Source organism: Erythrobacter sp. 'gip.4 top 5' (assembly GCF_056495765.1).
On record NZ_CP200270.1, the window covers coordinates 2920945 to 2943474 of the forward strand.

The 22530-nt window shown below is 63.1% G+C and carries 24 protein-coding genes; 11 read left to right on the top strand and 13 right to left on the bottom strand.

Features of this window, described 5'->3' with window-relative positions:
- Positions 1-25: 25 nt before the first annotated feature.
- Positions 26-1246, top strand: coding sequence for a 5-aminolevulinate synthase (gene hemA / locus ACRANW_RS14205; RefSeq protein WP_479433960.1), 1221 nt, complete (start codon positions 26-28; stop codon positions 1244-1246).
- Between the two features lie 390 nt (positions 1247-1636).
- Here the strand turns inward: hemA and ACRANW_RS14210 are convergent, their stop codons facing one another.
- Entirely contained in the window at positions 1637-2137 is a 501-nt protein-coding gene (locus ACRANW_RS14210; protein ID WP_479432403.1) for a c-type cytochrome, read from the bottom strand.
- Positions 2138-2339: 202 nt separating this feature from the next.
- On the opposite strand from ACRANW_RS14210, the gene ACRANW_RS14215 reads away from it, so the two are divergent.
- Positions 2340-3146, top strand: coding sequence for a DUF1499 domain-containing protein (locus ACRANW_RS14215; RefSeq protein ID WP_479432404.1), 807 nt, complete (start codon positions 2340-2342; stop codon positions 3144-3146).
- 15 nt (positions 3147-3161) lie between these two features.
- Here the strand turns inward: ACRANW_RS14215 and ACRANW_RS14220 are convergent, their stop codons facing one another.
- From ACRANW_RS14220 to ACRANW_RS14235, 4 genes are read right to left on the bottom strand one after another with little or no spacing between them, the layout of a single operon-like run.
- Positions 3162-3767: a CDP-alcohol phosphatidyltransferase family protein gene (locus ACRANW_RS14220; protein WP_479432405.1), complete on the bottom strand. Its 606-nt coding sequence runs from the start codon at positions 3765-3767 to the stop codon at positions 3162-3164.
- Positions 3768-3771: 4 nt separating this feature from the next.
- Entirely contained in the window at positions 3772-5052 is a 1281-nt protein-coding gene (locus ACRANW_RS14225) for a NupC/NupG family nucleoside CNT transporter (protein WP_479432406.1), read from the bottom strand.
- A 4-nt stretch (positions 5053-5056) separates the two neighbouring features.
- The gene (locus tag ACRANW_RS14230) at positions 5057-7195 is read right to left on the bottom strand and encodes an FAD-dependent oxidoreductase (RefSeq protein WP_479432407.1); all 2139 of its coding nucleotides are present in this window, start codon (positions 7193-7195) and stop codon (positions 5057-5059) included.
- A 42-nt stretch (positions 7196-7237) separates the two neighbouring features.
- Positions 7238-8392 carry an FAD-dependent oxidoreductase gene (locus ACRANW_RS14235; RefSeq protein ID WP_479432408.1) on the bottom strand — a complete coding sequence of 385 codons (1155 nt, stop codon included), beginning with the start codon at positions 8390-8392 and terminating at the stop codon, positions 7238-7240.
- Between the two features lie 267 nt (positions 8393-8659).
- On the opposite strand from ACRANW_RS14235, the gene ACRANW_RS14240 reads away from it, so the two are divergent.
- From ACRANW_RS14240 to ACRANW_RS14250, 3 genes are read left to right on the top strand one after another with little or no spacing between them, the layout of a single operon-like run.
- Entirely contained in the window at positions 8660-10405 is a 1746-nt protein-coding gene (locus ACRANW_RS14240; protein WP_479432409.1) for an ABC transporter transmembrane domain-containing protein, read from the top strand.
- 2 nt (positions 10406-10407) lie between these two features.
- Positions 10408-11445, top strand: a complete 1038-nt coding sequence (locus tag ACRANW_RS14245; RefSeq protein WP_479432410.1) for an HlyD family secretion protein — start codon at positions 10408-10410, stop codon at positions 11443-11445.
- A 5-nt stretch (positions 11446-11450) separates the two neighbouring features.
- On the top strand, positions 11451-12944 hold the full coding sequence (locus tag ACRANW_RS14250) for a TolC family protein (protein ID WP_479432411.1): 1494 nt from the start codon (positions 11451-11453) through the stop codon (positions 12942-12944).
- Between the two features lies 1 nt (position 12945).
- On the opposite strand, the gene ACRANW_RS14255 is transcribed toward ACRANW_RS14250, so the two are convergent.
- From ACRANW_RS14255 to rpsU, 7 genes are all read right to left on the bottom strand, one after another.
- Positions 12946-13404 (bottom strand): tRNA (cytidine(34)-2'-O)-methyltransferase, encoded by a 459-nt coding sequence (locus ACRANW_RS14255; protein WP_479432412.1) that lies wholly within the window; start codon positions 13402-13404, stop codon positions 12946-12948.
- Between the two features lie 13 nt (positions 13405-13417).
- Positions 13418-14914 (bottom strand): Asp-tRNA(Asn)/Glu-tRNA(Gln) amidotransferase subunit GatB, encoded by a 1497-nt coding sequence (gene gatB / locus ACRANW_RS14260; protein WP_479432413.1) that lies wholly within the window; start codon positions 14912-14914, stop codon positions 13418-13420.
- Positions 14911-15069 carry a glutamyl-tRNA amidotransferase gene (locus ACRANW_RS14265; RefSeq protein WP_479432414.1) on the bottom strand — a complete coding sequence of 53 codons (159 nt, stop codon included), beginning with the start codon at positions 15067-15069 and terminating at the stop codon, positions 14911-14913. The genes gatB and ACRANW_RS14265 overlap by 4 nt, the downstream gene beginning before the upstream one ends.
- Entirely contained in the window at positions 15066-16547 is a 1482-nt protein-coding gene (gene gatA / locus ACRANW_RS14270; RefSeq protein WP_479432415.1) for an Asp-tRNA(Asn)/Glu-tRNA(Gln) amidotransferase subunit GatA, read from the bottom strand. Before gatA ends, ACRANW_RS14265 begins: the two co-directional genes overlap by 4 nt.
- A 1-nt stretch (position 16548) precedes the next feature.
- The gene (gatC, locus tag ACRANW_RS14275) at positions 16549-16851 is read right to left on the bottom strand and encodes an Asp-tRNA(Asn)/Glu-tRNA(Gln) amidotransferase subunit GatC (protein WP_479432416.1); all 303 of its coding nucleotides are present in this window, start codon (positions 16849-16851) and stop codon (positions 16549-16551) included.
- 14 nt (positions 16852-16865) lie between these two features.
- Positions 16866-17477 carry an FKBP-type peptidyl-prolyl cis-trans isomerase gene (locus ACRANW_RS14280; protein ID WP_479432417.1) on the bottom strand — a complete coding sequence of 204 codons (612 nt, stop codon included), beginning with the start codon at positions 17475-17477 and terminating at the stop codon, positions 16866-16868.
- A 138-nt stretch (positions 17478-17615) separates the two neighbouring features.
- A complete protein-coding gene (gene rpsU / locus ACRANW_RS14285) occupies positions 17616-17822 on the bottom strand; it encodes a 30S ribosomal protein S21 (RefSeq protein WP_479432418.1) in 207 nt (68 codons plus the stop codon).
- Positions 17823-18075: 253 nt separating this feature from the next.
- On the opposite strand from rpsU, the gene crcB reads away from it, so the two are divergent.
- Genes crcB through ACRANW_RS14315 form a run of 6 tightly spaced genes read left to right on the top strand, consistent with a single transcriptional unit; the run spans position 18076 to position 21931 of the window.
- Complete coding sequence (crcB, locus tag ACRANW_RS14290; RefSeq protein ID WP_479432419.1) at positions 18076-18465, top strand: fluoride efflux transporter CrcB; 390 nt, start codon at positions 18076-18078, stop codon at positions 18463-18465.
- The gene (locus ACRANW_RS14295; RefSeq protein ID WP_479432420.1) at positions 18462-19724 is read left to right on the top strand and encodes an RluA family pseudouridine synthase; all 1263 of its coding nucleotides are present in this window, start codon (positions 18462-18464) and stop codon (positions 19722-19724) included. The genes crcB and ACRANW_RS14295 overlap by 4 nt, the downstream gene beginning before the upstream one ends.
- Positions 19724-20323, top strand: a complete 600-nt coding sequence (locus tag ACRANW_RS14300; RefSeq protein WP_479432421.1) for an FMN-binding negative transcriptional regulator — start codon at positions 19724-19726, stop codon at positions 20321-20323. Before ACRANW_RS14295 ends, ACRANW_RS14300 begins: the two co-directional genes overlap by 1 nt.
- A complete protein-coding gene (locus ACRANW_RS14305; RefSeq protein ID WP_479432422.1) occupies positions 20320-20979 on the top strand; it encodes an HAD-IA family hydrolase in 660 nt (219 codons plus the stop codon). The genes ACRANW_RS14300 and ACRANW_RS14305 overlap by 4 nt, the downstream gene beginning before the upstream one ends.
- Positions 20976-21227 (top strand): hypothetical protein, encoded by a 252-nt coding sequence (locus tag ACRANW_RS14310; RefSeq protein WP_479432423.1) that lies wholly within the window; start codon positions 20976-20978, stop codon positions 21225-21227. Before ACRANW_RS14305 ends, ACRANW_RS14310 begins: the two co-directional genes overlap by 4 nt.
- Positions 21227-21931 (top strand): ATP12 family chaperone protein, encoded by a 705-nt coding sequence (locus tag ACRANW_RS14315; RefSeq protein ID WP_479433961.1) that lies wholly within the window; start codon positions 21227-21229, stop codon positions 21929-21931. Before ACRANW_RS14310 ends, ACRANW_RS14315 begins: the two co-directional genes overlap by 1 nt.
- On the opposite strand, the gene ACRANW_RS14320 is transcribed toward ACRANW_RS14315, so the two are convergent.
- Positions 21928-22524 carry an ABC-type transport auxiliary lipoprotein family protein gene (locus ACRANW_RS14320; protein ID WP_479432424.1) on the bottom strand — a complete coding sequence of 199 codons (597 nt, stop codon included), beginning with the start codon at positions 22522-22524 and terminating at the stop codon, positions 21928-21930. The genes ACRANW_RS14315 and ACRANW_RS14320 overlap by 4 nt on opposite strands.
- Positions 22525-22530 lie beyond the last annotated feature (6 nt).

Sequence of the window (22530 nt, forward strand, 5' to 3'; positions counted from 1 at the left end):
GATGATGACCACTGAGGGAACCCCGATGGACTTCGAAGCCTATTTCGCTGGCGAGCTGGATACCGTGCGCGCCGATGGACGCTACAGAGTGTTCACCGACATCAAGCGCCATCGCGGCCGCTTCCCGCACGCCACGCGCTTCGTCGAAGGCGAAACTCAGGCGGTGACCGTGTGGTGTTCCAACGACTATCTCGGTATGGGTCAGCATCCCGATGTGCTGAATGCCATGCATGAATGTCTCGATGAATGCGGCGCCGGCGCTGGCGGCACCCGCAACATTTCGGGCACCAATCATCATCACGTGCTGCTTGAACAGGAACTGGCCGACCTCCACAACAAGGAGAGCGCGCTGCTGTTCACCTCGGGCTACGTTTCGAATTGGGCAGGCCTTGGCACTCTGGCGAGCCGCATTCCCGGCTGTGTGGTGTTTTCCGACGCGTTGAACCATGCCTCGATGATCGAAGGCATCCGCCACAGCCGTGCGCCTTACAAGGTGTGGCGTCACAACGACGCCGAGCACCTCGACCAGCTCTTGTCGATGTATGGTCCCGACGTGCCCAAACTGGTCGCCTTCGAAAGCGTCTATTCGATGGATGGCGACATCGCGCCGATCGCAGCCATCCTTGATGTCTGCGATAAGCATGGCGCCATGAGCTACATCGACGAAGTCCATGCCGTTGGTCTCTATGGCCCGCGCGGCGGCGGCATCGCTGAGCGCGAAGGGCTGATGGATCGGATTACGGTGATCGAAGGAACGCTGGGCAAGGCGTTTGGTGTCATGGGTGGCTATATTGCAGGATCGGCCAATCTCGTCGACTTCGTGCGCTCGTTTGCCAGCGGTTTCATCTTCTCGACCGCCCTGCCGCCTGCGATCGCGGCCGGCGCTGCGGCGAGCATCCGCCACCTCAAAGCTTCAAGCGCCGAGCGCGAGCTTCAGCAAAAGCGCGTGCGCCAGGTGCGCCGTGCGCTCGACATCATGGGCATCCCGCATCTCGATAATCCGAGCCATATCATCCCGGTGATGGTTGGCGACGCGAAGAAGTGCAAGATGATCAGCGACTGGCTGATGGACAACCACGGCATCTATGTGCAGCCGATCAACTACCCGACCGTGCCCGTCGGCACCGAACGGCTGCGCGTCACGCCTTCACCCGTTCACACCGATGGCGACATTGATCGGCTGATCACCGCCCTGTCCGAGATCTGGTCGCGTTGCGAACTTGCCCGGATGGAACAGGCCGCTTAAGCCTTAACGGCTGACAGAATCACCAGTTCTCCCTTGGACGGGAGCGCTTGAGAGCGGGCGCCTTGGGGGAGGTGTCCGCTCTTTCTGTGTCTTCCGACACGTCACCGGCTATTGGGCCAGCGGCGCTGGTATTTGAGCGCGAACGGTCTTCAACTTATTCTTGCCACACTGCCACAGATGCGGAAATGGCACGGAAGCCAAGGGTCTGGGCCTCGACCGTTGAGCCGTTTGATGGCCTGGCAGCGTGGCGCAAGCCGGGGGCAATCACAGGGCTGGCGAAGCCTAGCCGCAGTCTGGCCGCGCCTGCGCCTCACCAAATCACCCGCAAAAAAGGGCGGCGCAGAAAACCTGCGCCGCCCCGTTTTCAACCGTGCCCGTAAGGCCGGAGAATTACTTCGACTGGGCTTCCAGATAGGCAACCAAGTCAGCGCGCTTCTGCGCATCCTTCACACCCGGGTAAGCCATCTTGGTACCGGGCATAAAGCCCTTGGGATCTTCGAGATATTCAAACAGAACATCCGTCGTCCAGACCACATCGCTCGCCAAGTTGGCGTCCGAATAGCTGTAACCCGGGACCGAGCCCGACTCGCGGCCGACGACCTTGTGGAGCGACGGGCCGACGCGGTTCACGCCTTCATCGAACACGTGGCACGTACGGCAAGATGCGAACACCTTTTCGCCCGAGGCGACATCGGTGGTGAAGCTGGCGTATTCAAGCTTGGCGCCATCGGCGGCGGCCGGGGCAGCAGCCGGAGCCGGTGTTTCAACAGCAGCCGTCGTTTCTGCGGTTGTTGCCGCCGGCGCTTCTGCCTGGTTGTTGTCGCCACCGCAGGCCGAAAGAGTCATCAGGCCCGCCATCGCGGCGGCGCCCATCAGGAAATTGGTCTTCATGGTCTTTTGTCCTCTGAACAACGTGTTCCTCCCGCATCCCAGCGGGACATAAGCCAGTTTTGCTGGCATGGAAAGCGGGACTTCGCATCAGGCGAGCTCCCTCTTCCACGCCACACTAGAGCCTTAACGCACCGGTCCGCAATGGGTTTCATGCCCATGCAGGAAAGATTGCCATTGCCGCGCCGGACGCTATGGACGTTTTATGTTCAAGACCCTGCCCTGGCACACCAAGATCGTCCTCGTCCTACTGGCGATTCTCCCGCTGTATTTCCTGATCGCTGCGTTCGGCACGAAGATCGGGATCTGGGGATGGCAATTCGGGCTCGGCGTAATGACCTTCAGTGGCGGGGTGATTCTGCTCGGCATCGTCGCGCTGACAGCGGTGATTTCGCTCATCATGGGTCTGATGGCCAAACCCCGCCGTAACAGCGTGCTGGCGACGGCCATTATCGGCCTGCTGTTTCCGGGCGCGGTGTTCGTGATGTTCACCGCCACACGCGGCACCGCGGCCGACAATCCAATCCACGATGTTGCGACCAGCACCAGCAACCCGCCTGCGTTTTCGGCCGAGACCATGGCCGCACGCGAAGCGGCAGGCGCCAATCCGCTGAGTGATTACCAAACGCCGCTGAGCAATCTGGAATTGTACAAGGACGCAGCGCCCGAACTCGCGATCAAATCGCACGCACAGATCATTACGGATCGCTACGCCACACTCCAGCCCTTGCCTTTGGCCGGTGCGAGTCAGGCCGATGCCGTTGCCGCCGTCGCAGCCGGAATGGGTACCATGGGTTTCTCCGACATTCGGACGGACATCGCCGCTGGAAGGGTTGAAGGCGTGGCAGAAAGCCGCTGGTTCGGGTTTGAAGATGACGTCGTTGCTCAGGTAAGTGAAAACGAGATCAACTTCCGCTCGGTCAGCCGAGTCGGACGCAGCGATCTGGGTGCCAATGCCAAGCGAATCGCAGAACTGCGCGAGTTGGTGGCGTCGCAGATCGGCCAGCGGTAACCGATCGTTCGGGCGTCACTCCCGGAATGTGGATATTGCCAGCGCGTTGCGCTGGAACACAGTCAGAACGCATAAGCCTGCATAGGCATAGGCGATCACGCCAAACCCTGCGGGCCACAGGCACATGACGATGAACACCGCGATGGTCTCGGTCCCTTCGGCAAGGCCAGTGGAATAGAAGAAGCTCTTGCGCCCGTGCGCCTGCGTTTCTGCCCCGCGCTTGCCTGCAATTACGGCGAAGGCGAGGAAGCTCACCCCCGTCAGCACGAAACTCGCCACCAGTAACAGCGCCGGCAGCGTATTGGCCGTGCTCAAAATGCCGAAACCGAGCGGGATGCTTACATAAAACGCGAAATCTGCGACGATATCGAAGTAGCCGCCAAGATCGGACGGGCCACGCGCCCGCGCCACCGCGCCGTCCAGCCCGTCGCACATGCGGTTGGCAATGATGAAGGCAAGGCCCCAGCCGACATGACCGAGCGCAATGGCGCCCGCGCCAGCGAGGCCTATCGCGAGGCCGGTGAAGGTCAATGCATTGGCCGTTACCCCCCAACTCGCCAGCGCGGCGCCCAGCCGGTTGAGGGGTGGATCGATCAGCGGACGAAGGCGCGCATCGAGCATCGCCTCAGACGCCCCAGCTCACCAGCCCGATCCACGCCCCCGTCATCGCGCTGGCCAGATTGCCGGAAACCCAGCTTTTCATCCCCAGCGCCGCCGCCTCGGCGCGGCGTTCGGGGCAGAGCGTGCCGATGGTCGACACCAGCAGGCCGACGCTGGCAAGGTTCGCCACGCCGCACAGAGCATAGGTGACAATCAAAAGGCTGCGCGGGCCGAGCGTGCCTTCGGGCAGCGCGGCAAGTTCAAGGAAGGCGACATATTCGTTGAGCACCGCCTTGGTCCCCATCAACGCGCCCGCCGCCTGCGCTTCTGCCCACGGCACGCCCAGCACCCACATGAAGGGTGACAGCACCCAGCCCAGCAGGCGTTTTAACGTCAGCGGATCGCCGTCGATCAGGGGTAGCAACGCCAGCGCCATGTCCACCAGCGTAACCAGCGCGAAGACAGTTATGATGACGGCAATCACCGCGAGGAACAGTTGCATCCCGTCCATCGTGCCTTTGACGATAGCGTCGATGCTCGATTCGTAATGCAGACCCGGTTCCTCTTGCGAGTCCACTTCGGTTTGCACGTCGTCCCGCGTGCCGGGCACCATCAGCCGCGCAATCAACAACGCGGCGGGTAGCGAAATCAGCGAGGCGGAAATCATGTGGCCCACCGCGTCCGGCACGGTGTCGCGCAAGGTGGTGGCATAAAGGATCAGGATCGCGCCGCTGATGGTCGCCATCGTTAGCGTCATGATCTGGAACAGCTCAGCGCGGCTTATGCGGCCGAAATACGCACGGGTGACAAGCGGTGCCTCAACCACGCCGAGGAAGATGCTCGCCCCACCCGACAGGCCGACCACACCAGAGACGCCGAGACTGCGGCGCAGCAGGAAGCCGAGGCCGTTCACGATCCATCGCAGCACGCCCCAGTGCCAGAGCAGCGCTGCCAGCGCCGAGAACACAATTACCAGCGGCAGGATCTGAAACGCGATCACCAACGGCGGCTGCGCGCCGTCTCGCAGCGCGAAAGGCAGGTCTGCCCCGCCGAGATAACCGAACATGTAGGCCGATCCCTTGAGCGTCGCCACCTCGACCGCGCTGACCGCAGAATTGGCCCAGCCGATCGCGGTCCACACCCACGGCACGCGCAGGATCAGCACCGCCAGCAGGCCTTGCAACGCCAGCGCCCCTGCGATCCAACGCCAGCCGGGATGCTGGCGGCGATCCTCGCTAATGGCCCATGCGATCCCGATCAGCGCCGCAAGGCCGATGATCCCGCGCAGCTGGTCAAATAGTTCCAATTGCCTAGCCTCGCATCCAGGCGTGGTAACGTTCGACCCATTTCAGCAATGCTTCGGGCTTGTGCGCCTTCTTCCAGCTCCCGGCTGCAAACTTGTTAGCTTCGGCCATGGTAGGGTAGGCATGGATCGTACCGAGGATCTTGTTGAGGCCGATCCCGTGCTTCATCGCCAGCACATATTCAGCCAGTAACTCGCCCGCGTGCGCGCCGACGATGGTGACGCCCAGCACGGTGTCCTTGCCCGGCGGGGTCAGCACCTTCACGAAGCCCCGCGTCTCGCTTTCGGCAATCGCGCGGTCGAGATCGTCGAGATCGTAACGAGTGACCTCCACCGCGATGCCCTGATCCGCCGCCTCGCGTTCGTTAAGGCCAACGCGGGCAAATTCGGGATCGAGGAAGGTGACCGCCGGGATCACGCGGTAGTCGGCCTTGAACTTGCGAAAGGTGCCGAACAGCGCGTTGACGCTGGCGTACCACGCCTGGTGGCTGGCGACGTGGGTGAATTGGTAGGGGCCAGCAACGTCGCCTGCCGCAAAGATATTGGGAAATTTGGTCGCTAGGAACGCGTCGGTGGTGACAGTCTTGACGGTGTCCACGCCGATATTCTCCAGGCCGAAGCCGGTCAGCCGCGCCTTGCGCCCCACGGCGACCAACAGCACATCGAACGGCACGCGCACTTCCTGCCCCCCGGTTTCCGCGAGCAGCACCTTGTCTTCGATCCGTACCGCCTTGTGCCCGGTCAGCACCCGCACGCCATCGGCCTCCAGCGCAGCCTGCGCCTGCGCCGACACGTCAGCGTCCTCGCGTCCGAGCAGCGCGTCCGCCATTTCGACCTGCGTCACCTGCGATCCCAGCCGCGCGAGCGCCTGCGACAATTCGCACCCGATCGGCCCGCCGCCCAGCACCGCGATCCGCGCAGGCGCCGCGCCCATCGCGGCGAAAGCGTCCCACATCGTCTCGCTGGTGAGATAGCCGCTGCCTTCGATGCCGGAGATCGGCGGGACCACCGGCTCGGCGCCACTGGCGATCACGATGCTGCGGGTGGTAAGCCGCTGCGTACCGCCGTCATTACGGGCGACCTCAACCGTCCAAGGGTCGATGATCGTGGCATAGCCTTTGACCACATCGACGCCGAGATCGGTGTAGCGTTCCACCGAATCATGCGGTTCGATCGTCTTGACCGCGCCCAGCACGCGGGCGATCACGGCGCGGAAATCCACGTCCGGCTCGACCGGTCGCATGCCATAGGTGCCTGCGCCGCGCATCGCCGCTGCCACCTTGGCGCTCTTGATAAGGGCTTTGGAGGGCACGCAGCCGGTGTTGAGGCAATCTCCGCCCATATCTTTGGCCTCGACCAGCGTGACGCTCGCCTTCACCTGCGCGGCGATATAGGCCGAAACCAGCCCTGCCGAGCCTGCACCGATCACCACCAGATTGCGATCAAACTTGGCCGGGCGCTTGAACCCGGCATAAACCTTGCGGCGCTGCACCACGCCGATCACCAGCTTGGCCAGCCACGGGGCGATACCCAGCAGCACGAAGCTGCCCAGCACACCCGGCGAGGCGATGCCTGAAAGGCTATCAATCCGGGCCAGCTGCGTCCCTGCATTCACATAGACCGCCGTGCCCAACAGCATCCCCAGCTGGCTTACCCAGGCATAGGTCCATGTGCGGATGCGGGTCAGGCCCATCACCAGATTGACCCCAAAGAATGGGAAGGCCGGGATCATCCGCAAGCTGAACAGATAAAACGCCCCGTCCCGATCAACCCCGGCATTGATTGCCTTCAACCGCTCGCCAAAGCGAGATTCGATGCTGTCGCGCAGCACATAGCGCGATGACAGGAACGCCAGTGTCGCCCCAAGTGTCGATGCGAAGGAGACAAGGATCGTGCCCGTGACCAGCCCGAAAAGCGCACCTGCCGCCAGCGTCATCAGCGCCGCGCCCGGAAGCGAAGCCGCCGTCACCGCGACATAGGCAGCGAAAAATCCGGCAAGCACCGCCACGGGGTTTTCGGCGTAGAACGCCTCCCACTGCGCGACACCCTGTTTGATGCCCTCCAGCGTCAGATACTGACCAAGGTCGAAGATGAAATAGGCTGCGATCACGGCGGCCAATGCGGCAAGGATGATGATTCTCTTCACAAGTGCTCCTTGCCCCGCCTTTTGCCCGCTGGCCACACAGGGTTACGTGTTTTTGGCCGCGTTTTTGGTCTCTTTCCTGGCAAGGTGGGCATATTTCGCAATCCAGCGCCGGTCGATGGCGTGCTTGAGCGCGAGCACCCAGCGCCCCTCCGCCGCCAATCGCCCGTAACTGGCAATCGCCGCGCCGTCGCCGGTGTTCATCAGATAAAGGTTGTTCCAGCGCGGGCGATAGGTTGCGGGCGGCGGCTTGCCCGCGGCGGCGGCGCGCAGGTTGGCGGCAAGCACCGGCCCGGCGAACACCGCGTGAACACCCGAATGGGCCAGCGCCCGATCCATGCGCGCAGCCACGTCGCCGGCTGCAAAGATGTGGGGATGCGAGACTGAGCGCTGGTGAGCGTCGACCGCGATATAGCCTGCTGCATCGGTCGCCAGCCCGGTTTTCTGCACCCAGCCGGGTGCCGCGCTCCCAGTGGCGGCGATGATACCATCGACAGGTTCGAGCGATTGCCCGCCTGCCATCAGCGCGCCGTTCTTGATGCAGGCATGGTCAGGGATCACCACGATACCTTGCCGCGCCAGCGCCTTGGAGACGCGGTGTTGCACGGCAGGGGCAAAGCTGGGGAGCAGACCGCCCGTCCCCGCCACCAGCGTCACCTCGGGCCGAACCGCCGCACCCGCGCGGTTGCGCAGCGCAAACGCCAGTTCCACACCCCCCGCCCCGCCACCTGCAACCACGATCCGCCGCAGCGCAGGCAGCGCAGCCAGACCATCGACAAACGTGCCGATCGGCCGCACTTCCAGCACGCGCGGATCATCGCCGATTTGCGCCGCGCCCTGCCCCACTCCGCCGGTATCGAAGGACGCGATGTCGAAAAAGATGGCACCACCCGATGCGGTGCGCACCACCCGCGCTTCAGGATCAAGACCCGTGCAGCGATCCAGTACAAGCGACACACCCGCGCGCGTCGCCAGTGCGGCCAGATCAACGAGCCCGTCGTCCACGCCATGCTGGCCCGCGATCCAGCCGGGCACCATCCCTGAGTAACGCAAGGTCGGCGCGGGCGTCAGCAAAACAGCTTCGATGCCAGCAGGAAGCCCTGCTCTGATCCAGTCAGCCAGCACCTCCACATGGGCATGGCCGCCCCCCACCAGCAGCAGGCGAAGCGTATCCCCGTTCGTCGCGTCCTGATCTGCCATATGCCGCATCTCATCGCGCACGGTTCAGCTATCCGCAAGCTTTGAACGCTAACGGGTCCGCAACACTACATTGCCTCGCATTAGCTTGCCTTTGCTTCATATCTACAGGAAGTTGCAGTATTATCCGGCATCGGAACCGCAACTGTCCTGAATGATTGATCGCTTGCGGCGCGAAAATGTTGCAATAGATGCACGAACGATCGGGCTGGCAATAGCCGGCCGGGCAAGGGATTGCCTGAACACAGGTTTCGCAACGGAAAGGCTGCCATGGCAGGTGAAGGCCAAAATTACGGGTCACAGATATCGCTGGTAAAGTTTTTCAGGATTTTCTTCGATATCCTAAAGCCTGAAGCGAATTTCTACTGGCTGGCCGTCGTGTACGGGGTGGGTATCAGCTTACTGAGCCTGGCGACCCCGATCTCGGTGCAGATGCTCATCAACACCATCGCCAACACCGCGCTGACCGCGCCATTGGTGATGCTTTCGCTCACGCTATTCGGCCTGCTGCTGATTTCAAGCCTGCTCTATGCTCTGCGCGTCCACTTAATGGAGATTTTTGCGCGCCGCTTCTATGCCCGCATGGTGGCCGAAATTTCTTTGATTTCGGTCTATGCGCAAAATCCGTTTTTTAGCGACAATCAGAAAGGCTCGTTGTTCAATCGCTATTTCGACGTGGTTTACGTGCAGACCGCCATCCCTATCTTGTTCATCGGCGGTTTCACCACGCTGCTGCAAATTGCGGTCGGGTTTGTGCTGGTGTCGCTCTATCACCCCTATTTCCTCGGCTTCACGCTGGTGATGATTGCGGCAATTTGGATTATATGGCTCGTCTGGGGGAGCCGCGCGCTGCGCACCGGCGTTGATGTCAGCCATGCCAAACACGCCACAGCGGCGTGGCTGGAAACGATTGGCGGATCAAACGGCTTCTTCAAGTCGCAGCGCCGGATCGACTATGCGCTCGAAAAGACGGATGATTTCACCGGCACCTACATCCGCCAACGCAAACGCCACTTCCGCCATCTGTTTTCGCAGACGATCGCCTTCCTGGTGATGTATGCCGCCGCCAGCGCCGTGTTGCTGGGTCTTGGCGGTTGGCTGGTGATCCAGAACCAGCTCACCCTTGGCCAGTTGGTCGCAGCCGAACTGGTGCTATCAGCGGCGTTTCTGGGCGTGGCGCAGCTTGGCAGCTATCTGGGATATTTTTACGATCTCTTCGCGGCGGTTGAAGAAATCTCCCAATTTTACGACGTCGAGCAGGAACAGCCCAAAGATGTCGACCCGATCGAAGGCCCGGACCACACGATCGTGTTCAAGGGCGTGCGCGGCAAGGCGCGGCATGAAGAAGCGCAGTTCGATCTGGAGATCCCGTCGGGCGCCATCATTATGGCCGCAGCAAGCCAGCACGGCGTGCAGCGATTGTTTACCGATCTGCTCAAGATGCACACCCTGCCGCAGTCGGGTTTTGCGACGCTTGGTGACATCGACATAAAAGCAATCGAACCGCACCATCTGCGCAGCAACATCCAGGTGCTCGACCGGCCCAGCATCGTCGAAATGACCATTCGTGAGTATCTCGCCCTATCATGCCCTGACACCGCGCCGCAGCGGATGATGGGTGCGCTGGAAACCGCCGGGCTGTCGGAATTGATTTCGACGTTGGAGAAGGGCCTCGATACGCCGCTGGCCTCGACCGGCTACCCGCTTTCGTCTGTGGAATTGCAACAGTTGAAACTCGCTAACGCGCTGCTTGAACGGCCCCGTATCCTTGTGCTCAGTCGATTGTTCGACTTAATTGATCCTGAACCGATTGAGCGTGCCGTCACCGAATTGCGCGCCCAAGCCTTTTCCACTGTGATCTACTTTTCGAACCGCCGTATCGATGTAGGCTTTGACCGCTTTCTCTATCTCGAAGCGCGTCAACAGCGTTATTTCGACACCTTTGAAGAGTTCTCGACCGCGGTAAATCGTCCCGGCCCCTACATCGTTAAATCACCGAGTAAGGGAGGCGCGTAATCATGGCGACCATCAAGGAGGACATGGCGCATTTCACCACGCTGGCGGCGATCAAGACACCACAGGTCATGCGCGCGGTCTTCTTCATGCTGCTGACGTCAATTATCGTCACGCTTGCTTTCCTGATTTACGTGCCATGGGTGCAGACCACCTCGGGCCGAGGGGTAGTGACAACGCTAAGCCCGAACGAACGCAAACAGGACATTAACGCGCTGGTCCCCGGCCGGATCGAGGAATGGTATGTGCGCGATGGCAGTTCGGTGAAGAAAAACGATCCGATCGTGCGGATCGCCGATATCGACCCGCAGTTGCTCGATCGCCTGCAGGCAGAACGTGGACAGATGGTGCTGCAATTGCAGGCCGCGCAATCGGCGTTAGCCACTGCACAGATTGATGAACGCCGCAGCCAAGAACTGTTCGAAGCCGGGCTTGCCGCACGCCGCGATTACGAATTGGCGCAGATCAAGGTCGCCGACATGCAGGGCCGCGTGGCCACCGCGCAGGCCGATCTCAATCGCGCTGACACCAACATTGCGCGCCAATCCGAACAGATTGTGCGCGCACCGCGTGACGGCTTTATCCAAAGCCTCAACGCAGGTGACGCTGCGACCTTCATCAACGCCGGCGATGTGCTTGCGACCTTCGTGCCTGAAGGCGCCGAGCGCGTGATCGAAATCTTCATCGACGGGCGGGATGTCGCGCTGGTGCGCCCTGGCGACAAGACCCGCATTCAGTTCGAAGGCTGGCCTGCCGTGCAGTTTTCCGGCTGGCCGTCAGTCGCGGTCGGCACCTTTGGTGGCAAGGTCATCGCAGTTGACCAGTCGGCGCAGGTCAATGGACGTTTCCGCGTTCTGATTGCCGAGGACAAGACTGAACTCAACCGCTGGCCCGAAGAACGCTACGTGCGCTTCGGCGCGGCGGTGCAGGCCTGGGTGCTGCTGGAAACCGTTCCGGTGGGTTACGAAATCTGGCGTCAGCTGAACAGCTTCCCGCCTGAACTGCCCGCATCGGCCACCACTGGAACGACGACCGCACAATGACGCGAATGCCGGCCCTTGATCGGCTGAGCCTCTTGCTCGGCCCCAGCGCCATCGCCGCCGCCGCGCTGCTGGCGCTCGCCCCAGTGGCGGCGGGCGCACAAGATGTCGCACCTGTCGGCGATCCGCTTGACGTGGCGCTGACCACCGGACCGCTGCTGCCATCCGAAGTGCTGCGATCCTCGGCCCTGACCTTTCCTGCGATCCTTGAAGCTTTCGAGCGCGAGGCCGCTGCGCGTTCGGATCAGCTCAGTGCCGATGGGGCTTTCGATCTGATGCTGAAGGGCGAGTATTACGACCGGCTGACGGGCTTTTATTCAGGCGGGTTCGGCAAGGTCGAAGCACGTCAGCCTTTGCGGCCTTACGGCGCGGAGGTATTCGGTTCCTACCGCGTGTCCGACGGCACTTTCCCGACATATGAAAACTATAATTACACCAATGCTCTGGGCGAAGCGAAAGTGGGCGCGATGTTCTCGCTCTTGCGCAATCGCGACATTGACGCCCGCCGTTTCGCAATCGAGGACACGCGCCTCGCCGCCAGTCAGGCGCGGCTCGATGTGCTGCTGGCGCAATTGAACGTTCAGCACGAAGCCCTGCGCGCCTATTGGCGCTGGGTTGGTGCGGGCGAGGAAATCCGCGTTTTCGAGGAACTGCTCGAAATCGCCGAAGCCCGTCAGATCGGCCTCACCCGCGAGGTGAACGAAGGCGCCCGCGCACGGATCGCGCTGACCGAGAACGAACAGAACCTGCTGCGCCGTCGTTCGCTGTTGGAGGAAGCCCGGCGCAATTTCCAGACGGCGGCCAACTCGCTGGGCTTTTATCTGCGCGGGACGGATGGGCAATTGGTGATCCCCACCCGCGAGATGCTGCCCGATCTGTCACGCATGGCGGCGATTGCGCCGGTTCAGCAGCTGGTCGCCACCCCGATGAGCGAGGTGATCCAGTCCCGACCCGAACTGCAAACGTTCAAGGTTGCGCTTGAACGAGCCAACAACAAGGTCGCGCTGCGCCGTAATGATCTCGAACCCTCGCTTAACGCCAGCGTCGAATTGTCGCGGGATTTTGGCCAGATTGGCCCCGGCGGCGAAGGGTTCGATTCGACCGACACCGTGGTGGGACTGACTTTCGCGGTGCCCTTGCAACGACGCACTGCGCGCGGCGCCGTACAGCGGGCCGAGGCCGAATTGCGCGAAACGGAGCTACGGCAACGCCGCATCGCCGACCAGATTTCGACCGAGGTGAGCAATATCCTCGCCAACCTCACTGCTGCGCTGAGGCTGGCCGATCTGGCCGATGCCGAAGTGAAGCAGGCCAACCAGATGGTACAGGCCGAACGCACCCGCTTCCGGCTGGGCGCGGGCGAGTTCTTCCTCGTCAACGCGCGGGAGGAAACCGCCGCCAACGCCCAGGTCAGCGCCATCCGCGCCGAACTTGCCGGGCGGCTGGCAGAAGCGAGCTACAACGCGGCGACGATGAACCTTGGCGCGCTGGGGCTGGAATAGCCTAAATCTTGCCCCTGAGCGCCTGATAGGCTGCCGCCGAGACGGTATTGGCGAGGTTCAAGGACCGGATCACGTCCGAGCGCATCGGTAGCTTGAACAGGCGTTCAGGATGCGCATCAATGATGGGGCGGGGGATGCCCTTGGTTTCCTGACCGAACACCAGCATCGAATCATCAGGGTAATCCGGCTCGTAAAAGCTGCGCGCGCCGAATTCCTCGAACAGAAACAATTGGTCCTGGCGCGGGGCGCGTTTGCCGACGAACGCCTCCCAGCTGGCATATTCCGTCAGCTTCACGTGGGGCCAGTAATCGAGTCCGGCACGTTTCACGCGCGCATCCGAAATATCGAAGCCAAGCGGGTGGATCAGGATCAGCTCCAACCCCAGCGCCACGCAGGTGCGCCCGATGGCGCCCGTGTTGCCGGGGATTTCGGGCTGAATCAGGATGATGGAGAGGCCCATCAGGCCACCCCCATTACCCCATCTTTGCCTTCAGCAACTGGTTGACCACGGCCGGATTGGCCTTGCCCTGCATCGCTTTCATCGTCTGACCCACAAAGAAGCCGAACAGCGCGTCCTTGCCGCCGCGATATTGTTCGACCTTGTCAGCGTTGGCGGCGATGATGGTGTCCACAGCCGCTTCGATCGCACCGGTGTCGCTGACCTGCTTGAGCCCTTCGGCTTCGGCGATTTCCGCAGGATCGCGGCCGGTCTTGAGGACGATCTCGAAGATTTCCTTCGACTGCCCGCCGCTGATCTCGCCCTTGTCGGCCATCGCGAGGATGCTCGCCTGCGCAGCCGCCGTGGCGTTGGCAGGGTCGGCATCTTCGCCCAGCGCCTTCATCACACCTGGCGCCACCGACAGCGACCAGTTGGCGACTTGCGTCGCAACCTGTGCTTCGTCCTTGCCGATGGCCTTGGCGGTTTCGGCCAGCAGCGTCTCGAACCGTGCAAAGGTCTCGACCTCGGCGGTCAATTCGCGGGCATTGTAGGGGGTGAGGCCCAGTTCCTCGACATAGCGCTTGCGCTTGGCATCCGGCAGTTCGGGCAAGCTGGCGCGGCATTCCGCAAGAAAATCGTCTTCCAGCACCAGCGGGAGCAGATCGGGATCGGGGAAGTAACGGTAATCATGCGCGTCTTCCTTGCTGCGCATCGTCCGCGTGGTGCCAGTGCCGGGATCGAACAGACGCGTTTCCTGCACAATTTTCCCGCCGCTTTCGAGCACATCGACCTGGCGCATCGCCTCATGCTCGATCGCCTGCATCACGAAGCGCACCGAATTGACGTTTTTGGTCTCGGTACGCGTGCCCAGATCGTCGCCAACCTTGCGCACGCTGACATTCACGTCGGCGCGCATTGAGCCTTCTTCCATATTGCCATCGCACGAGCCGACATAGCGAAGGATGGCCCGCAGCTTGCGCAGGTAAGCCCCCGCTTCAGCGGGCGAAGCCATATCGGGGTGGCTGACGATTTCCATCAGCGCAACGCCCGAGCGGTTGAGGTCGACATAGGACATGGTCGGGTGCTGATCGTGCATCAGCTTGCCGGCGTCCTGTTCGACGTGGATACGCTCGATCCCGATGACCTTGTCGGCGTCGATCCCGGCCTTTTCATCCGCCTCGATCAGCAGCTGTCCTTCGCCCACGATCGGGTGATACAGCTGGCTGATCTGGTAGCCCTGCGGCAGATCGGCATAGAAGTAATTCTTGCGGTCAAACCGGCTCCACGCGTTGATCTCAGCCTCGATCGCCATGCCGGTGCGCACCGCCTGACGGATGCATTCAGCGTTGGGCACAGGCAGCATCCCCGGCATCGCGGCATCCACCAGAGAGACCTGCGAGTTCGGCTCCGCACCAAAAGCCGTAGCCGAGCCCGAAAACAGCTTGGACGCGCTCGTGACCTGCGCATGGACTTCAAGGCCGATCACGACCTCCCACTCACCCGTTGCACCCTGAATACGGTAGTTGCTCATGTCCTGTCCTCATCATCGATCATCTTCCCGTCCGGCCCAAACCGCGCCTCGCCGTGATCGACGTTCTTCCTGACCCAATTAGCGACCATGAAGGTCAGCGGCACCGCGAGAGCAACGCCGATGCCGGCAAGCCACAGCGCGGGATCGGCGTTCACCACCACTTCTCCGGCACAGCTGTGAACCCAGCGCGGCTCTGGATCGCCAACCCCGCGTTTAGCACGCCCTGCTCGTCAAACGGGCGGCCCACCAGTTGCAGGCCCAGCGGCAAACCATCCGCATTGATCGTGGCGGGCACGCTCATTGCGGGCAGGCCAGCGAGCGATGCGGGTACCGCGAAGACGTCGTTGAGATACATTGTCAGCGGGTCTTCGTTCATCGAACCCAGCGGGAACGAGGCGGTCGGCGTGGTGGGCGCGAGGATCACGTCGCATTCCTGGAAAGCGCGTTCGAAATCACGGGCGACCAATGCGCGAACCTTCTGCGCCTGCGTGTAATAGGCGTCGTAGAAGCCGGCTGACAGCACATAGGTGCCGATCAGGATGCGGCGCTTGACCTCGTCCCCGAAGCCCGCGGCGCGGGTGGTGGCGTACATGTCCTGCAGGCCTGAACCATCGGGCAGATCGCGCAACCCGTAACGCACCCCGTCATAGCGGGCGAGGTTGGACGAGGCTTCGGCGGGTGCGACAATGTAATAGGCGGGCAGCGCATATTTGGTGTGCGGCAGCGAGACGTCGACGATCTCGGCGCCCGCATCCTTCAGCCATGCCTTGCCCTGCTCCCACGAATCGAGGATCGCCTGATCGGTGCCCTCCATCCGGTATTCGCGCGGGATGCCGACGCGCTTGCCGCGAAGGTCGGCGTTGAGGGCCGCTTCCCAGTCCGGCACATCCATCTGGAGGCTGGTCGAATCCTTGGGATCGAACCCGGCCATCGCGCCGAGCATGATCGCGCAATCCTCAACCGAGCGCGCCATCGGCCCGGCCTGATCGAGCGACGATGCGAAGGCAACGATGCCCCAACGCGAGCAGCGGCCATAGGTTGGCTTGATCCCGCAGATGCCGGTGAAGGCGGCGGGTTGCCGGATTGATCCGCCGGTGTCGGTGCCAGTGGCAGCGGGCGCAATGCGCGCCGCCACCGCCGAGGACGACCCGCCCGACGATCCGCCGGGCGACATCGCGGCGTTGCTGCCCGCCTTCTTCCACGGCGAGGTGACATTGCCGAAATAGGACGTCTCGTTCGAAGATCCCATCGCGAACTGGTCAAGGTTCAGCTTGCCCAGCATCCCCGCGCCCGCATCCCACAATTTCTGCGAGACGGTCGATTCGTAACGGGGGGTGAAGCCTTCGAGGATGTGGCTGGCGGCGGTGGTCTGCACGCCGTTGGTGGCGAACAGATCCTTCATCCCGATCGGCACGCCCGCCATTGCGCCCAAGGTTTCACCAGCCGCACGCGCCGCGTCCACCGCATCGGCAGCAGCGAGCGCATGGTCAGGGGTGGTGACGATGAAAGCATTGAGCGCGGCGGCCCCCGCCACGGCAGCGTTGAAACTTTCGGCCACTTCGCGCGCGGTGAAGTCCCCGGCGCGCACGCCGTCGCGGATGTCTTTCACGCCGAGATTGGTCAGGTCAGTCATGTTATTCGATCACTTTCGGAACACCGAAGAAGCCGTGCTCGGCGGCGGGGGCATTGGCGAGAACATCGCCCTGCCGCCCTCCACCTGTCAGCGGATCGGCGTCGATCAGGTCATCGCGCAGGCGCAGCGTGTTGGGGATCACGGCCGCCATTGGCGCGACCCCGGTCACGTCCACTTCACCCAGCTGCTCGACCCACTGGAGAATGCCATTCAGTTCCGGCACCATCTGTTCAAGCGCGGCGTCATCCATCTGGATGCGCGCCAGGCTGGCGATCTTGGCAACGGTTGCCTTGTCAACGGACATAGCGCGTTCGCCCCTTACTGGCCCGGTTGCACTTGGGGTTGCGGCTGAGGTTGGGGCTGCGGCGCGGCACCCGGCGTACCGCCCGGCGCCCCACCCATCTGCGACTGCATGGTCTGCTGCAAGATCTGCAAATTGCGGTCAAACGTTGCGCGGCTCATGATATCCGTGACTTCGATCTCGAACTCCAGATCGGCGTTCGCCGGAAGCGGACTGCCCGGAGGCGGGGTCGCGCCATAGGCAAGATCGGCGGGAATGAAGAAGATGTACTTGCCGCCCTTCTGCACCTGCTGAAGGCCCTGGAAAAAGCCCGGCACGGTCGCGCCTTCCTCAAGTGGGAACGGGGTACCTTCGGGGAAGAGGCCCTGCACCGGCAAAGGAATGTCCTGCGATTCGTCAAATACCGTGCCATCGGCGGCGAGCTTGCCCTTGTACTTGACCCACACGACCTCGCCGATCTGCGGATTAGGGCCACTGCCGGCCACTTGCGTCTCTACGTTAAGACCGCGCGGAATGGCGGCCCAGGCCAGCCCTGCGCCCACCAGCACGGCCAGGATCACGCCGATCCACAGCTTGGTAAGCGACCCCTTGGCGACGGGCTTGATCGGAACGCGGGTAATCTCGGTCATGAATACGGTCCTGATAGGCGGCGCTGTTGTGCCGGCTGGCTACGGCAAAAGGGCGCGGGAATAAGCCGCGCCCTGATGACTGATCACAAAGGGGGATTCAAGCGGCTTGCGCAAGCGCAGTGCCGCTTGTCGCCGGGATTACTTGGCCCCGTCACGCTCCAGGCGCTTGCGGTCCATCTTGCGAGCGCGGCGCACAGCAGCAGCCTTTTCACGGGCGCGCTTTTCGCTGGGCTTTTCGAAATGGCGGCGCAGCTTCATCTCGCGATAAACGCCTTCGCGCTGCAGCTTCTTCTTGAGCGCGCGCAGGGCCTGATCGACATTGTTATCGCGAACCATGATTTGCATAAACGAAGACTACCTCATGTATCAAAAACGCCAGAGCCCGCCCGAATCACGCGGGGATACGCGATGAATTTCCAATGGAACGGAGGCGATTCCCATCGGGATCCGCCCTTCAAACCGTGTTGCATTAGGCCAACAGGCGCAAAATGGCAAGCCGTGTCCGTGCAAAGCTTCGCACATTGCCAGCGCGCCTGCGCTAGGCAGAGCGCCCCGCCCTCGCTATGGCCGGGCCATGGCCAATGAAATGTCCCCTCTCATGGCAAGCCTCAACGTCGCCCTTGGTGGCGCGGTGGGCTCTGTGCTGCGCTATCACGCCGGCCGCTACATCACGCACCTCGCCGGGCCCGAAAACGCCTTTCCTTGGGGGACGCTGGGCGTCAACATCTTTGGCAGTCTGCTGATGGGCGCGCTGGTCGGCTGGCTGGCCCGTGGCACTGCGGCGGAACAGAGCGCCGAAAGCATCCGCTTACTGATCGGGGTCGGTCTGCTGGGCGGCTTCACTACCTTCAGCGCCTTCAGCGCCGAACTGGTCACCATGCTGCACCGCGGACAGGCGATGCTGGCCATTGGCTATGCCGCCGCGTCACTGGCGGCTGGCATGGCAGCGATCATCCTCGGCCTCGTTGCCGCGCAGAGTGCACCATGACCGATACCCATACTGATACGCCGGCTGAAAACGTCCGCCAGTTCACTGTCAGTGAAGATGACGACGGCATCCGGCTTGACCGCTGGTTCAAACGCAACCTGCCGCTGATCGGCTTTGCCACAGTGTCCCGCTGGGCGCGCACCGGCCAGATCCGCGTCGATGGCAAGCGCGCCAAGCCGGAAGACCGGCTCGAACAGGGCCAGGTGCTGCGCGTGCCGCCTGGCGGCGAGGACGCTCCTACCGCGAAGAAAGCCGCGCCGCGCACCCGCACCCTCAGTCCCGATCAGATCGCAGAGGCCAAGGCCATGGTGATCCACGAGACCCGCTCAGCGATCGTGTTGAACAAGCCCCCCGGCCTTGCCACGCAGGGCGGAAGCAAGACAACCAAGCATGTTGACGGGCTGCTCGATGCCTTTGTGGAAACCGAGAAGACCCCGCGCCCGCGGCTGGTCCACCGGCTCGACAAGGACACCTCGGGCGTGCTGCTGATCGCACGCACGCCGGGCGCGGCGGCAAGCTTCTCCAAGCGGTTCGCCAGCCGTTCTGCGCGGAAAGTCTATTGGGCGCTGGTGGTCGGCGTGCCGCAACTGAACGAAGGCGTGATTGACGCGCCGCTAGCCAAGCAGCCGGGCACCGGCGGCGAGAAAATGCACATCGACGAAGAAAACGGCGCGGCGGCCAAGACACGCTACCGCGTGGTCGACCATGCGGGCCAGCGCGCCTCATGGGTGGAGCTTGAGCCGCTCACCGGGCGTACCCACCAGTTGCGCGTCCACATGGCGGCCATCGGCCACCCGATCGTGGGCGATGGCAAATATGGTGGGCCGGACAGCTTCCTGACCGGCGCGGTCAGCCGCAAGATGCATCTGCACGCACGCCGCCTGATTATCTCCGAGCCCAAATCGGGCGAAGGCGCAGGCAAGGAATCGTCGAACAAGCTGGACGTTACCGCCGAACTGCCGCCGCACTTTGCCATGAGCATGGAGGTGCTGGGCTTCGATCAGGGCCTGTCCGATGCCGAGCCGCTGCGCGAAGAAACGCCCGAGAAAACCGGCGAGGAAAAGAAGCAGGCCGCCCGCCGTCATTTCAAGCAGGCGCGCAAGGAAGTCCGCTTGACCCGCCGTGCCCGCGGCGATGCCTCGGCCAAGCCAAAGCCGAAGGGCAAGGGCGTTAAGCCTGTTGGCAAACCTTCCGGGCGGCCTGTGATCGCCAAGAGCAAGCCTGCCCCCAAGGGGCCGGGCCGGAAACCAGCGCGCTGATGCACCCGGATCCGCTTTACCACAGTGATGATCTGGCCTCCGACGCGGCGCTAGTGGATCGGATCGGCTTCGGCATGGTCTTTGCCCCCACCCCCGCTGGCCCGCGCGTGGCACACACGCCGCTACTGATGGGGCGAGACGGAACCGTGCAATTTCACCTTGCGCGCAGCAATGCCCTCACCCGTCACCTTGAAGGCGCGCCTGTGCTGATCGTGGTCAATGGCCCGGACGCCTACGTCTCGCCGCGCTGGTATGATGATCGCAATACCGTGCCGACATGGAATTACGTCGCGCTGGAGCTGGAAGGCGTTGTACGGCGCATGGATGATGCGGGGCTGGAAGCCTTCCTCCACGCCGCGATCAACAAGCATGAAACGCGTCTGGGCGGCGATCCGTGGCAGGCCGAAGAAGCATCCAAAGCGATGTGGACGGGGCTTTTTCGAGGGATCGTTGGATTTGAAATGACCGTCACAGCGCGGCGGCCGACCATCAAGCTGTCGCAGAACAAATCGCCCGAAACCCGCGCCCGGATTGCCGATGGGCTGACCGACGCAGGAACCGACGCGCTTGGCGATCTGGTCCGGGGCGTGGCGGCATGAGGCTGGCAGTCTTTGATTGCGACGGCACGCTGGTCGATGGGCAGGCGGATGTCTGCTGGGCCATGGAGCGCGCCTTCAACCGCGCCGGCCTGTCTGCGCCCAGCGTGGCGGCGGTGCGGCGTATCGTCGGCCTGAGCCTACCCGCCGCGGTGCGCAGCCTCGCGCCCGAACTCAGCGACGATCAAAACCGCGCCGTGACCGAGTATTATCGCTCCAGCTTCCGCGCGCGGCGTGAAGAAGGCCTGCTTGACGAACCCCTGTATGATGGCATCGCCGCCATGCTTCGCGATCTGCACACCGCGGGCTGGAGCCTTGCGGTGGCGACCGGCAAATCCGACCGCGGGCTCGCCGCCTGCCTCGCCACCCACGGCATCGCCGATCTGTTCGTCTCGCTCCAGACCGCAGACCGCCACCCGTCAAAGCCGCACCCCGCGATGCTGGAGGCCGCCCTGTCTGAAGCCGGCGCGCTGCCAGGGCAAGCAGTGATGATTGGCGATACCAGCTTCGATATGCTGATGGCGCGCAGCATCGGCGTCGCCGCGATCGGCGTTGGCTGGGGCTATCACGGCACCAACGAACTGCTCGCCAGCGGTGCGTCCCGCGTGGTCGACACCGCTGCCGCGCTGCGATCTACGCTGGAAGAGGTGCTGCCATGAGCCGGTCCGAACGCGATGTCGCTGAGGCGCGGGCCGAAGCGCGGGCGCGCAATGGCTTCATCCTCATCAACGTGGTGCGCTTTGGCGGTGTCGCGATGGTCATGCTGGGCTTTGCGATCGTCCGCGGGGTAATCAACCTCCCCTACGCGGTCGGAGCAATCATCGTGGTCGCGGGCTTTCTGGAAGTCTTTTTCCTCCCGCGCTTTATCGTGCGCCGTTGGAACGCCGGAGACAGGGCGCATAAATGATTCGCCGGTTCTACAAAGATGTCACGCTCGGCGAACAACCGGGCGGGTGGCAGGTGCTGCTGGACGGGCGCGGCGTGAAGACCGTGGGAGGCGCTGCCCAGATCGCCCCTACCGAGGCGCTGGGCGAGGCGCTGGCAGCGGAATGGCGGCGGCAGGGCGACAAGATCGACCCCGCCAGCCTGCCCTTTCGCGACATGACCGATTATGCAATCGACGTGGTCGCGCCCGATCCTGCGGCGACCGCGCGCAGCCTCATCGCCTACGCAGAAACCGACACGTTGTGTTACCGCGCCGATCCCGACGAGCCCTTATATACGCGTCAGCAAAAGATATGGGAGCCGCTGCTGACCGCTTTCGAGGCGGCGCACGGGATCACGCTGGTGCGGGTCAGCGGCGTCCTCCACCGCCCGCAGCCCGATGCTGCCCTGGCGGTGCTGCAGGCACGGCTGTTGACGCTCGATCCGTTTGTGCTGGCCGCCGTGGAGACCATGACAACGCTCGCCGCCTCGCTTGTCACCGCGCTGGCGGCGCTCGATGCCGTTACGCAGGACGATCGGCGTGCGCTGTGGCAGGCGGTGTGTCTGGAAGAGGAATGGCAGGCCGACCTATGGGGCCGGGACTGGGAGGCCGAGGAACGCCGCGCCCGGCGTGAAGCCGATTTCCTGCGCGCCTGCGCGTTTGCGCTGATGTCCAAGGCTGCCTAGCCCGCCGCGACCCAAGTGGCGATATCCGCCGCCACGGTGTTGGCCGCCGCGTTCAGCGCAGCGCCCACCGCGCGGGTCTCTACCGCTACGCCGGTTTCGCGGGCTTCGAACCGGCGCGTGGTAACGGTGCCATCCTCACCGATCCGCACCGCATCAAACCGCACCACGGCGGCCGAGCTTTGCGCATCGTAACCCATGTCGATCAGCGTGCCGCGTAACGTCACGGTCGCCAATGTGGCGGTATCATCACCATCAACCACAAGCGCCGCGCCACGCGCACGGATCGTTTCGCCCACCAGCCGCCGGAAGAGGCGCGCGGGCTTTTCCACCCAGAACGCCTCTTGCAAGTAGGCCAGCTCTGTATCGCTCACCGCGACCGGCACACGCAGCACGTCAAGTTTGGCCGGCGTATCGAAATACAGGACCGCAATCACGGGCCGCGCTTCGCCAGGGGCGACACCGGGTCCAGCCGGCGCGGCAGACACTGGGCTGAGCGTCAGCAGGCTTTCCGGCGGATCGCCACCCAGGCTGATGCAACCAGTTAGCGCAAACAATAGCGGAGCAAGCAGGATCGGCCGGGTCAGGAAGGTCATGGAAAC

Coding starts and splice junctions, on each gene's coding strand:
- gatA (WP_479432415.1), bottom strand. CDS start 16,547: ATGACTGACCTGACCAATCTCGGCGTGAAAGACATCCGCGACGGCGTG.
- ACRANW_RS14235 (WP_479432408.1), bottom strand. CDS start 8,392: ATGGCAGATCAGGACGCGACGAACGGGGATACGCTTCGCCTGCTGCTG.
- hemA (WP_479433960.1), top strand. CDS start 26: ATGGACTTCGAAGCCTATTTCGCTGGCGAGCTGGATACCGTGCGCGCC.
- ACRANW_RS14305 (WP_479432422.1), top strand. CDS start 20,320: ATGAGGCTGGCAGTCTTTGATTGCGACGGCACGCTGGTCGATGGGCAG.
- ACRANW_RS14295 (WP_479432420.1), top strand. CDS start 18,462: ATGACCGATACCCATACTGATACGCCGGCTGAAAACGTCCGCCAGTTC.
- ACRANW_RS14215 (WP_479432404.1), top strand. CDS start 2,340: ATGTTCAAGACCCTGCCCTGGCACACCAAGATCGTCCTCGTCCTACTG.
- ACRANW_RS14250 (WP_479432411.1), top strand. CDS start 11,451: ATGCCGGCCCTTGATCGGCTGAGCCTCTTGCTCGGCCCCAGCGCCATC.
- ACRANW_RS14220 (WP_479432405.1), bottom strand. CDS start 3,767: ATGCTCGATGCGCGCCTTCGTCCGCTGATCGATCCACCCCTCAACCGG.
- ACRANW_RS14300 (WP_479432421.1), top strand. CDS start 19,724: ATGCACCCGGATCCGCTTTACCACAGTGATGATCTGGCCTCCGACGCG.
- ACRANW_RS14210 (WP_479432403.1), bottom strand. CDS start 2,137: ATGAAGACCAATTTCCTGATGGGCGCCGCCGCGATGGCGGGCCTGATG.
- ACRANW_RS14245 (WP_479432410.1), top strand. CDS start 10,408: ATGGCGACCATCAAGGAGGACATGGCGCATTTCACCACGCTGGCGGCG.
- gatB (WP_479432413.1), bottom strand. CDS start 14,914: ATGAGCAACTACCGTATTCAGGGTGCAACGGGTGAGTGGGAGGTCGTG.
- ACRANW_RS14280 (WP_479432417.1), bottom strand. CDS start 17,477: ATGACCGAGATTACCCGCGTTCCGATCAAGCCCGTCGCCAAGGGGTCG.
- rpsU (WP_479432418.1), bottom strand. CDS start 17,822: ATGCAAATCATGGTTCGCGATAACAATGTCGATCAGGCCCTGCGCGCG.
- gatC (WP_479432416.1), bottom strand. CDS start 16,851: ATGTCCGTTGACAAGGCAACCGTTGCCAAGATCGCCAGCCTGGCGCGC.
- ACRANW_RS14255 (WP_479432412.1), bottom strand. CDS start 13,404: ATGGGCCTCTCCATCATCCTGATTCAGCCCGAAATCCCCGGCAACACG.
- ACRANW_RS14310 (WP_479432423.1), top strand. CDS start 20,976: ATGAGCCGGTCCGAACGCGATGTCGCTGAGGCGCGGGCCGAAGCGCGG.
- crcB (WP_479432419.1), top strand. CDS start 18,076: ATGGCAAGCCTCAACGTCGCCCTTGGTGGCGCGGTGGGCTCTGTGCTG.
- ACRANW_RS14320 (WP_479432424.1), bottom strand. CDS start 22,524: ATGACCTTCCTGACCCGGCCGATCCTGCTTGCTCCGCTATTGTTTGCG.
- ACRANW_RS14240 (WP_479432409.1), top strand. CDS start 8,660: ATGGCAGGTGAAGGCCAAAATTACGGGTCACAGATATCGCTGGTAAAG.